Raw genomic sequence first — 10,981 nt, forward strand, 5'->3', positions numbered from 1 at the left:
TCAGCCGCCCCCGGGACAGGCGTTCCGGGCCCGAAGGGTGTAGAACGGGCTCGCACCGGCAAGGAGCCGCCATACGGAAATGCCTTGCCACGGGAACGACCGCACCGGATGCTGACTCATATGTTCGCCAGCCACACCGAAACAGACATAGCGCCCAGCGGAAGCCTTCTGGGGCTCCTCCAGCGAGGGCGTGGCGACGGCTGGCTGCACGCGCTCGCGGCGCCCCGGGCCGAGGCCGTCGCCGCGCTGGAGCGCTGCGTGCTGCACGACCCGCGCTGGGACTGGCGGCTCGAACACCGTTCCCTCTACTACGCCCGGCTCTACGTGGAGCTCGGCGCGGACCTCGACGCCATCACCGACCACCTGTTCCGGCCGGACGACGCCGTCCGCCCCGAGGAGGAGCGCACCGGCCTCGCCCTCTCCGTGCTCGGTCACCTCACCTCCTACGGCGACCGCGAGGCGCTACGCCTGTTGCGCCGCTACGCCGTGGAGGGCGCCAACTGGCGCTGGGCCCTGGACGAGCTGGCCGTGCGCGACGACGACGCGGGGCTGCGTGGCCTCGGCCCGCGGATCCTGCTGCGCTTCCCGCACACGGAGGAGGGCGAGGCCGCCCTCACCGCCGCGGTCCGCGACTCCTTCGAGCCGCGCCCCTGGCACGTGTGGGCCGCCGACCCCGACCGCCCCGAACAGCGCGCCCGTCTCGAGCGTGCCCTGGAACACGGCGACTTCGACCGTTGGCAGCGCCAGCTGCGGTCGCCGGGCCCGCAGCCCGGCTGGAGCGTGGCCGCCATCCTCGACTGGGCCCAGGAGGGTTACGAGCAGTCGCCGCGGCAGTGGCGGGAGGCCGCGGCCGCCCGCTGCCTGGCGGCGGTGGCCGGCCCCGCCGACCGCCCCCGGCTGCTGGCCGCCGCGGAGGCCGGCCCGCCCGCGGTGCGCGCGGCGGCGCTGCGGCACCTCGCCGAGCGCGAGGAACCGGCGGTCTTCCCCCTGGTCGAGGCGGCCGCCGCCGCACCCGACGAGGACGTGGCAGGCGCCGCGGTCACCGCGTTCTCCCGGATGGGCGGGCGGCCGGCGCTCGAACAGGCCAGGCGCTGGGCCGACCGCGACGACCAGCTCGGCTCCTGCGCCGCCGCCATGCTGGCCAGGCGCGGCGAGAGCCGGGACGCCCCCCGGGTGCTGACCGCCCTGCTGCGGGCGGTGCGCACCAGGGGCATGGACGCCAGGGAGCTGCGCCCGCTGGTGGAGGGGGCCGGGCGGCTGGCCGTGGGCGCCGCCGTTCCCGTGCTGCGCCACATCTACCGGGAGACGGCCTCCTCGCAGCTGCGCGGCGATGTCGCCCGCGCACTCTCCGGCACCGACCCCTCCTTCACCACCGGCTTCGCCGTCGAGTGCCTGTGGGACTGCGAGGAGGACACCCGCGAGGTCGCGGCCCGCTGCGCCACCACGGTCGACACCCGGGTGGTGGAGCGGCTGCGCCGGCTGGCCACCGATCCCGCCGAGCAGGCCGGGGTGCAGACCGCCGTCCGCGGCCGGCTGGCGGACCGCGCCACGGGGTGAGCGACGGGCCTGGCCCTGGGCCTGGCTCCTGCCCTCGGCCGGCCAGGGCCTAAGCCTCATGGGACGTTTTCCGAACGGACATACGGATGTGGGCCTGCCCATGCCCCGGTCGGCGACAACGCTCGTATGCGCACCTCCCCGATGCGAGTCCTGATCGTCACCGAGTCCTATCCCCCCGACGTCAACGGCGTGGCGCACACCGCTCTGCAGACCGCCAGGCACCTGGTCGAGCGCGGCCACCACCCGCTGGTCGTCGCCCCCGCGCCGGCCCCCGGCACGGACACCCGCGACGAAGGACCCGCTCCCCTCGTCCACGTCCCCTCCCTGCCGCTGCCCGGCTACCCCCAGGTCCGGGTCGCCCTGCCGAGCCGCCGGCTCGCCGCCGCCCTGGCCGGCCACCGGCCCGACATCGTGCACTTGGCCAGCCCCTTCGTGCTCGGCGTGCGCGGCATGGCCGCGGCGGCGCGCGCCGGGGTGCCGGCCGTCGCCGTCTACCAGACCGACCTGGCGGGCTACGCGCGCACCTACCTGGGCGCCGGCGAACTGGCCGCCTGGCGCCGGATCCGCGCCGTGCACTCCGCCGCCGACCTGACGCTGGCTCCCTCGAGCGACTCCGTGCGGGCCCTCGAAGCCCACGGGGTGCCGCGGGTGCGACTCTGGCAGCGCGGCGTGGACACCGGGCGGTTCAGGCCCGCGCTGCGGGACGAGCGCCTGCGCGGCGAGCTCGCCCCGAACGGTGAGCTGCTGCTCGGCTACGTCGGCCGGCTGGCCCCCGAGAAGCGGGTGGACCTGCTCGCCCAGGCCTCCGCGCTGCCCGGCGTCCGGCTGGTGGTCGTCGGCGACGGGCCCACTGGCACCGCGCTGCGCGCCGCCCTGCCCAGGGCCCGCTTCCTGGGCCGCCGCACCGGCGACGACCTGGCCAGGATCTACGCCTCGCTCGACGTCTTCGCGCACCCCGGCCCGTTCGAGACGTTCTGCCAGACCGTCCAGGAGGCCCAGGCCAGCGGGGTGGCGGTGGTGGCCCCGGCGGCCGGCGGCCCGCTCGACCTGGTGGACCACGGCAGGACCGGGCTGCTGGTGCCGCCGGGCGACGGCGCCGCGATCCGCGAGGCCGTGGCCACCCTGCGCGACGACCCGGCGCTGCGCACCCGCCTGGCCGGGGCCGCCGCGACCGCCGTCGCGGGACGCACCTGGACCGCCGTCGGCGACCAGCTCCTCGAGCACTACGCCCGCGTCCGGCACGCCAGGGAGGTGGCGGTCAGGTGACGGGGCAGCGCATCGTCCGGCTCGCCAACTTCGTCGCCCCCTCCTCCGGTGGCCTGCGCACCGCGCTGCGCGAGCTGGGCGCCGGCTACCTGGCGGCGGGACACGACCCGGTGCTGGTCGTCCCCGGCGAGACCGTGAGCGACGTCCGCACCGCCCAGGGCCGGGTGATCACCCTGCCCGGGCCCCGGGTCCCGGGCACCGGCGGCTACCGGGTGCTGACCGACCGGCGGCGCCTCGCCCGGCTCCTGGAGTCGCTCGCCCCCGACCGGCTCGAGGTGTCCGACCGCACCACCCTGCGCTGGACCGGGGAGTGGGCCAGGCGTCACCGGGTGCCGGCCGTGATGGTCTCGCACGAGAGCGTGGACGGCGTCATGGCCACCTGGGGCCTGCCGGGCGGCTGGTGCCGGCGCGCCGCGGACGGCCTCAACCGGCGGACCGCCTACGCCTTCACGCGGATCGTGTGCACCACCGCCTGGGCGGCGCGCGAGTTCCACCGCGTCGGCGCGCGGAACGTGGTGCGCGCCCCGCTGGGCGTCGACCTGCGCCGTTGCCACCCCGGACTGCGCGACCCGCGGCTGCACGCCCGGCTCACCGGCGGCGGCGACCAGGTGCTGCTCGCCCTCTGCTCCCGGCTCTCCCCCGAGAAGCGCCCGGGACTCGCCCTCGACGCGCTGGCCGAACTGCGCCGGCGCGGCGTGCCGGCCACCCTGGTCGTCGCCGGCGACGGGCCGCTGCGCGGCCGGCTCCGGGAGCGGGCCGCCGTGACCCGCCTGCCCGTCGTCTTCCGGGGACACGTCGGCGACCCGGCAGACCTCGCGGTCCTCCAGGCCACCGCCGACATCGTGCTGGCGCCGGGCCCGGCCGAGACCTTCGGCCTCGCCGCCATGGAGGCCCTGGCCTGCGGCACCCCCGTGGTCGCCAACGCGTGCTCGGCCGTCCCCGCCCTGCTCGGCCCGGCCGGCACCACGGCACACCACGGCACCGCCTTCGCCGACGGCGTGCAGCGGCTGCTCGCCCGCCCCGCCGACGCCCGCCGCGCCACGGCCAGGGCGCGCGCCGAGGAGTTCCCCTGGTCGGCGGCGGTCGACGCGTTCCTCGCCGCCCTGGACGCGCCCGCCGTCGTCCGGCACGCGCCACGGCCCGTCCCGGCGGTGGAGGGCGGCCCCCGGTGAACGAGGCGCTGCGGTTCGCCGCGCTCGGCGACTCCCTCACCGAGGGCGTCGGCGACCCGGTGCCCGGCGGCTGGCGCGGCTGGGCGCCGCTGCTGGCCGCCGGGCTCACCGCGCCGGGACACCGGCCTCCGGCGCGGCTCACCAACCTCGCGCGCAGTGGCGCCCGCACCGCCGACGCCGCGGGTGAGCAGCTGGCCGCCGCCCGCCGGCTCCGCCCCCACCTGGCCGGGGTCATCGTCGGCGGCAACGACACCCTCCGCTCCGCCTTCGACATCGCCGCCAACGCCCGCGACCTCGAGGCCGTCATCGGCACCCTGAGCCGGGACGGCACCCTGGTGCTCACCGCCTGCCTCCCGGAACCCGGCGGCGTGCTGCGCCTGCCCGGCGCCCTGACCCGCCCGCTCGCCCGGCGGATGGTGGCGCTCAACGACGTCGTGCACCACCTGTCCCAGCGGCACGGCGCGGTCCACGTGCACCTGGCGGGCCACCCGATGGCCGCGGCGGTCGAGGCGTGGAGCGTGGACCGGCTGCACCCCAGCGAGCTGGGCCACCGGCTGCTGGCCCGCGAGTTCCACGCCGCGCTGGCGGGCCGCGGCCTGGCCACCGGGCCGCCCCCCGCCGCCGCGGCCGAGCGCCCGCCGCCGTCCAGGGGCGCCAGCGCCCGCTGGCTGGCCACCCGTGGCACCCGCTGGCTGCTCGCCCGCGCCACGGACCTGCTGCCGGGACTCGTCGGTCTGGCGCTGACCGAGACCGGCCACCGGGTGGCCGGCACGGTCGACACCCTGGACGCGGCCTCCCGCGCCGCGACCCGGGCGGCGCTCGCCGCGCTCGGCCAGCGACCGGCCGCCCCGGCCGCGCCGCCCGACCGGCCGGGCCCCGCCGACCAGCTCGGCCGGATCGAGGGCATCGACCACATCGACCACATCGGCCGCCTCCGCCCGCCGGCGCGCACCGACCGCTCACCGGCCGCCTGACCGGCGCCGGCGTCACGTGCCGCCGGCGTGCGGGGCGAACAGGTCGAGCAGCCTGGTCCGCGCCGCCCGCACCCGGTGGGCCAGGATCTCCGCGATCACCCGCAGCAGGACATAGCCGAACTCCGGGTCCTCGTCGCACAGGGCCTGTACCTCGGGCCCCTGGAACTCGTAGGCGCGCACCGGCGAGAGCGCCTCGGCCCCGAAGTCCCACTCGTAGGGCGGGAACAGCCAGGACCAACCGAGCAGGTCGCCGGTGTCGAGCGAGGAGACCGCGGTCGGCCGTGGCCCGCCGAGCCGCAGGTCGAGCGTCACCGTCCCGGACCTGATGATCCAGAACCGGTCGGCCCGCCCCTTCTCCTCAAAGATCCGTTCGCCCTGCGCGAAGGAGACCTCCTCCGCCAGGGACATCAGGCGCTCCCGGTAGTCGGCCGGAAGGACCCGCAGCAGACGCCGTGGGGCGGCCATCGCCGGCCTCCTCCCATTGCTCCCTCAGGGGGACACTGCCATTGCACCGCGCCGACCGCCCCGCCGCATCCCGAGCCCCCCGCCGCCACCGGGGCCGAATCGGCACGGCGAGCGCCGCTCACTGTCAGTGGCACCGCCTAATCTGTGCCAGGTGACCGCACCCGCAACAGCTGACCAGGCAGGCGAGGGCCGCGCCGCCGGCCCGCCGGCCGGCGGGCACCTCCCCGGCGGCCGTCCGGCCCCCGGCCCCGCGGCGGACGAGGGGCTCGCCCGCCGGCTGCGCGCCCTGGCCTGCACCGCGCCGCTGCACGACCTGGACGCGCGCAAGGCCAACCTCGCCGGCGAGTACAGCACCTACGCGATGGCCGAGGTGGCGCTCGCCGCGATCGACCTGGTCACCCTCAGCATGGACTTCGACACCGGCGCCGACCACGAGCAGGTCGTCGCCCGGCTGCTGCCCAGGGTCGCCGCCCAGGCCCCGAGCCGGCCCGCCGCCGAGCACGAGCGGGTCGCCCGCTGGGTCCTGGACAACCTGATCAACGTCGGCAGCGTCGACCGCGGCTTCCGCGCCGTGTACGGCACCTTCGAGCCCGACGGCTCCTATGTCCGCAGGGACTACGACTTCAAGCTCGTCGAGGAGGTCCCGGGCCCCGGCGGCGGCGTGTACCTGCGCACTACCGACGAGGCGGTCAACGTGCTGGTCGGCGCCCTCGACACCGACGTGACCAGCGCCCAGATCGCGGCCGAGGTCAAGCTCGAGGTGCTCATCAACCGCGGCCGCCTCGCCGACGCCCAACTCGCCGCCGAGCAGGCCAGGTACCGCACCGTCCAGTACGCGGAGACGCTGCGCCGCACCCTGGAGACCACCCGGCGCAACGTGCGCGCCGTCGACTGGCTGCACGCCGTGCCCGACATGATCGACGAGGCCCTCGGCCACATCGCCGACCGCTACCGGCACGAGAACGCGATCCTCACCAACATCAGGCGGGCCCGCGACGAGGCCACCGACACCGGCCACAAGCTGCGCGCCGCCGAGCTGGTCGACATCGTCAAGGACTGCATCAGGCGCCACACCCAGCTGCAGTCCCGGCTGTTGGAGGCCGGCCCGCTGTTCCGCGCCGAGCAGGACCGCCAGGCGTTCCGGCCGCCGGCGGCCAGGGCGGGCGCCGACCTCTACGGCCAGCTGCTCGCGCCGCTGCTGCCGGAGCCCCTGGAGCGCGCCACCCGGGTCACCGACGCCTTCTTCGCGCGGGGCACCGGCCCGCGCCCGCCGGGCGCCGTGCGGCTGGCCGACCTCACCGAGTCGCTGCTCACCCCGCCGGCCCCGCGCGAACACCTGGGCGCCGAGCTGCCCGAGCCCGACCTGGTCACCACCCCGGACGACAGCCGGTTCAGCGAGGAGCAGCTGGCCGCCGCGCTGGAGCTGCTCCAGCTCCCCGAGGACGCGCCGCGCCGACTCTCCGGCCTCCTCGCCGAGGCCCGCCGCGCCGACCCGGAACTGCCGTACCTGGTGGCGCTGCTCGCCGTCCACGCGGTGAGCCCCCCGGTGGGCACCGCGCACCGACAGGGCGAGAGCCGGCTGTTGTTCGCGGTGGACGACGGCACCGAGCTCGACGACCCGGAGTTCGGCGGCGCCGACCTCATCGTCGGCACCGCCCTGCTGGCGCCCGACGGCTCGGCCCCCGCCCGCCGTCCCGCCCGCACCCTGGTCACCGTCCCCGCCCCGGCCACTCCCGCGGAGCCCGGCCGATGACCGGGACCCGCCCCGCTCTGCCGGCGGCACCTCCGAGGCCTGGCAGCACCACGTCCCTGACCCGACCGGCGGCCCGGTTCGCGGCGGCTGGCCGGCCCGCTCCGTCACGTCGCTCAGTTAAGGACACCCCGTGACAGAACCCCTCACGCCGACCAGTGACCAGACGGCTCCACCGCCGCGGAGCGGACCCGCGCCGACCCCGGCCGACGCGGCCGACGCCGCCCGTCTTGTCTCCTTCGGCCTCCAGCCCAAGCTCTCCCCGGCGCGCGACGCCGAGTACGGCGCCCTGCTCCGCCGCTACCAGGAGGAGCCCCCCTTCGCCCGGCTCGCCGACGCCGTGGCCACCGGCCTCGGCCTCGTGGTGCTCGAGGTGTCCACCCGCGCCGGCATGGCCGTCGCCGCCGCCGAGGACTCGGTCTTCGCGGTCCGCATGGGCGAGTACGCGCGCCGCGCCACGGCCGACCCGGCCGACCGCTTCCTGCACGGCCTGGCCCATCTCGCCGTCGCGGCCCTGGCGTTCCCCCGCCCCGCCGACCTCGCCGACGACGGCTACCTCGGCCGGATCACCGTCAACGGCGTGGAGGCCTTCGTCCGCCAGGCCTGCCGCCGCATCGAGGAGCGGGCCGCGGACCAGGGCGAGAACACCGACCCGGTCAGCGAGGCCCCCGGGCTCGAGGCGGCGTGGCGGGTCTACGCCCGGCGCAGCGCCACCGGCGCCACCAAGGACGCCCGCCGGCTCGCCGGCTCCACCACCGGCATCATCGGCAAGGCCGTCGGCTTCCTGGCCGACTCGGGCTTCCTCCAGCGCACCGGGGACGACGGCGGCGGCACCTACCGCACCACCCCCCGCTACCAGCTCCAGGTCCGCGAGCTCGCCGCGACCGGCGCCATGGCCGAGCTGCTCGACCTCGGCATCGTCCCCGTCGGCGACGGCAGCGGCTCGCTGCTGCCGGCCGACCCCGACGACGGCGAACTGGTCGACGGCGCCGGCCTCCCCTTCCACGGCTGAGCCACCGTCACCGCCCGCCCACCCACCCGACCCAGCGACTTAACGAGAGTCCCCAGTCATGTACGAGCTGTCCCGGATCCGCCTCTACTCCATCGGACCGGCCGGTGCCCGCTACGCCGACACCGTGCTCGACCTGCGAGGAGTCGGCGAGCCGGTGCCCCGACCGGCGCCCGCCCAGGCGGACTTCTTCGAGGACGAGCCCGTGGGGCCACCGCGCCGCCCCGCGCCGGCCGGCGTGCTCTTCCTGGAGAACGGCGGCGGCAAGTCCGTGCTGCTCAAGCTCATCTTCTCGGTGATGCTGCCCGGCCACCGCAACACCCTGGGCGGCGCCAGCTCCGGCGTGCTGCGGAAGTTCCTCCTCGCCGACGACTGCGGCCACGTCGCCCTCGAATGGCAGCACACCCTCACCGGCGAGACCGTGGTCGTCGGCAAGGTCAGCGAGTGGCGCGGCCGTCAGGTCTCCGGCGACCCGCGCAAGTTCGCCGAGGCCTGGTACTCGTTCCGGCCAGGACCGGGGATGAGCCTGGACTCGCTGCCCGTCGCCGAGTCGACCGCGCTCCGCCCCCGCGCCGACGGCGCCTCCGGCGCGTCGGGCCGCCGCCGGACGATGAAGGGCTTCCGGGACGTCCTCACCGAGACCGGCAAGGCCTACCCCAACCTGGACGTGGTCTGGGAGGAGGTCCACGAACGCTGGGTCGACCACCTGGGCAGGCTCGGCCTCGACCCCGAACTCTTCCGCTACCAGCGCGAGATGAACGCCGACGAGGGCGAGGCCGCCGGCCTGTTCGCCGTCAAGAACGACTCGGACTTCACCGACCTGCTGCTGCGCGCCGTCACCGACACCCGCGACACCGACGGCCTCGCCGACCTGGTGCACGGCTTCGCGCACAAGCTCGGCCGCCGTGCCGAGTTGGGAGCCGAGCGGGACTTCACGGCCGGCTCCCTCGACCTGCTCACCCGGATCACCGAGGCCGCCGGCGAGCGCGACTCGGCCCGCGCCGTCCACCTGGCCGCCGAGCACCGGGCCCGCGCCCTCGCCCGGCTGCTCGCCGCCCGCGGCGCCGCCGAGCGCGCCCGGGCCGCCGAGCTGGCCGAGCACGTCGCCGCCGCGGCGCACACCGTCACCGACGCCGAGCGGGCCCGCGCCACCGCCGGCCGGGTCGCCGCCGAGCTGGCCTACCGGCACGCCTCGCTCGCCCTGGCCGCCGCCGAGAAGGCCGCCGCCGCCGGGCGCCGCGAGCTGACCGAGGCGCGCACCCTGCACGCCGCCTGGCAGGCGGCGGAGACCGTGCTCCAACACCGCGCGGCGGCCGACCGCGCGGCCCGCGTCGCGGCCGCCATCCGCGAGGCCGAGCGGGACGCGGCCCCCGCGCTCGCCGCCCGCGGCCGGGCCGCGGCGGCCCTGGTCCGGGCCCTGCACACCGCGGCCGCGAGCAGCGAGCTGGCCGCCACCGAGCAGGAGGAGCGTTCCGCCGCGCTCCAGGCCGAGTCGGAGGCCGCCCACCGCGACGCCACCACCGCCGCCACCGAGGCCCAGCGGGCCCGCAGCGAGAGCGAGCACCTGCGCCAGCGGCTCGCCGAGGTCGAGCAGGAGACCGAGCAGGCGGTGCGCGCCGGCTGGCTGGACGGCGCCGACCCGGCCCGCGCCGCGCTCGCCGCGAGCGACGCCGAGCGCGTCGCCGTGGCCGCGTACGAGACGGCGCGGGAGGCCGCCCGGCGCACGGCGGACGCGGCTCGCGCCGCCACCGGCGAGCACACCAGGGCCGAGCTGGCGGCGGCCCGCGCCGCCGACGCGGCGCAGGCGGCCGAGGCGGCCTGGCGGGGCGAGCAGCGCACCGCGGCCGCCCTGGCGGCCGAGCCGCGGATCGCCGAGCTGCTCGGCCTGCCCGCGCGGGCCGACGAGGGACCGGCGCTCACCGCGGAGGAGCTCGACCGGGCGGCCGAACAACTGGCCGGCCTGCTCGAGGAGCGCGTCGCCGACGCCGAGCGGCAGCTCTTCGAGCTGCGCACCGCGGCCGCTGACGACTCCCGCATCCTCGCCGCGCTCGGCGACGGCGGCCTGCTGCCCCCGGGGCCCGACGTGCTGGCCACCGTCGAGTACCTCGGCGAGCACGGCATCCCGGCCCTGCCCGGCTGGCGCTACCTGGCCCAGGCGGTCAACCCCGCCGACCACGCCACGGTCCTCGCGGCCCGCCCCGAGCTGGTCGACGGCGTCGTCATCACCGACCCCGACAGCCACGCCAGGGCCCGCGAGGTGCTCTCCGGGGCCGCGCTGCTGCCCCGTTCCGCCGTCGCCGTCGGCACCGCGGCCGCCCTGCTCGCCCCGACCCCGCCGCCCGGCGGCGCGGAGAGCGGCGTCTTTCTCGTGCCACCGAACCCGGCCATGCACGACGAGTCCGCCGCCGACGACGAGCGCCGCGCCCTGCGCGAGCGCGCCACGAGGCGCGACGCCGAGATCCGCGACCTCGCGGCCAGGCTCACCGCCGACCGCACGCTGACCGCCAGGATCGCGTCCTGGCGCGCCGGTTGCCCGGCCGGCCGCCTCTCCGAGCTCGCCACCGCCGCGGAGCGCGCCGCGGGCGAGGCCGAGGCGGCCGGCCGCCAGCTCGCCGAGGCGGACGCCGCCCGCGCCGAGGCCGAGGAGGCCGCCGCGCAGGCCGCCCGTGCCAGGGAGGAGCGTCAGGAGGCAGCCCAGCGCGCCCGCCGCGCCGCCGACGCGCTGGCCGGGCTGGCCCACCGGCTCCGCGAGCGCGCCCGCTGGGGGACCAGGCTCAGGGAGCTGGCG

General features: G+C 77.7%; 7 protein-coding genes and 1 pseudogene. 7 read left to right on the forward strand and 1 reads right to left on the reverse strand.

Features of this window, described 5'->3' with window-relative positions; translation table 11 throughout:
* Positions 1-120: 120 nt before the first annotated feature.
* The 4 genes from ACFWI8_RS27435 (at position 121) to ACFWI8_RS27450 (ending at position 4,969) form a co-directional block, all read left to right on the forward strand.
* A complete protein-coding gene (locus ACFWI8_RS27435; RefSeq protein WP_387096744.1) occupies positions 121-1,557 on the forward strand; it encodes a HEAT repeat domain-containing protein in 1,437 nt (478 codons plus the stop codon).
* A gap of 141 nt (positions 1,558-1,698) precedes the next feature.
* Positions 1,699-2,823: a glycosyltransferase family 4 protein gene (locus ACFWI8_RS27440; RefSeq protein WP_387096770.1), complete on the forward strand. Its 1,125-nt coding sequence runs from the start codon at positions 1,699-1,701 to the stop codon at positions 2,821-2,823.
* Positions 2,820-3,995, forward strand: coding sequence for a glycosyltransferase (locus ACFWI8_RS27445; RefSeq protein WP_387096747.1), 1,176 nt, complete (start codon positions 2,820-2,822; stop codon positions 3,993-3,995). Before ACFWI8_RS27440 ends, ACFWI8_RS27445 begins: the two co-directional genes overlap by 4 nt.
* Entirely contained in the window at positions 3,992-4,969 is a 978-nt protein-coding gene (locus ACFWI8_RS27450; protein WP_387096750.1) for an SGNH/GDSL hydrolase family protein, read from the forward strand. Before ACFWI8_RS27445 ends, ACFWI8_RS27450 begins: the two co-directional genes overlap by 4 nt.
* A gap of 12 nt (positions 4,970-4,981) precedes the next feature.
* Here ACFWI8_RS27450 and ACFWI8_RS27455 read toward each other — a convergent pair whose 3' ends face one another.
* Positions 4,982-5,434 (reverse strand): Crp/Fnr family transcriptional regulator, encoded by a 453-nt coding sequence (locus tag ACFWI8_RS27455; RefSeq protein WP_387096753.1) that lies wholly within the window; start codon positions 5,432-5,434, stop codon positions 4,982-4,984.
* Positions 5,435-5,585: 151 nt separating this feature from the next.
* On the opposite strand from ACFWI8_RS27455, the gene ACFWI8_RS27460 reads away from it, so the two are divergent.
* The 3 genes and pseudogenes from ACFWI8_RS27460 to ACFWI8_RS27470 all read left to right on the forward strand — a co-directional run.
* A complete protein-coding gene (locus ACFWI8_RS27460; RefSeq protein ID WP_387096756.1) occupies positions 5,586-7,187 on the forward strand; it encodes a hypothetical protein in 1,602 nt (533 codons plus the stop codon).
* A gap of 130 nt (positions 7,188-7,317) precedes the next feature.
* Positions 7,318-8,196 carry a hypothetical protein gene (locus ACFWI8_RS27465; RefSeq protein WP_387096758.1) on the forward strand — a complete coding sequence of 293 codons (879 nt, stop codon included), beginning with the start codon at positions 7,318-7,320 and terminating at the stop codon, positions 8,194-8,196.
* 58 nt (positions 8,197-8,254) lie between these two features.
* Positions 8,255-10,981 (forward strand): annotated as a pseudogene (locus tag ACFWI8_RS27470) (hypothetical protein); the annotation flags it as partial.

Source organism: Streptomyces sp. NPDC127098 (assembly GCF_042722465.1).
Classification (GTDB): domain Bacteria; phylum Actinomycetota; class Actinomycetes; order Streptomycetales; family Streptomycetaceae; genus Streptomyces; species Streptomyces millisiae.

Coding starts and splice junctions, on each gene's coding strand:
- ACFWI8_RS27440 (WP_387096770.1), top strand. CDS start 1,699: ATGCGAGTCCTGATCGTCACCGAGTCCTATCCCCCCGACGTCAACGGC.
- ACFWI8_RS27455 (WP_387096753.1), bottom strand. CDS start 5,434: ATGGCCGCCCCACGGCGTCTGCTGCGGGTCCTTCCGGCCGACTACCGG.
- ACFWI8_RS27435 (WP_387096744.1), top strand. CDS start 121: ATGTTCGCCAGCCACACCGAAACAGACATAGCGCCCAGCGGAAGCCTT.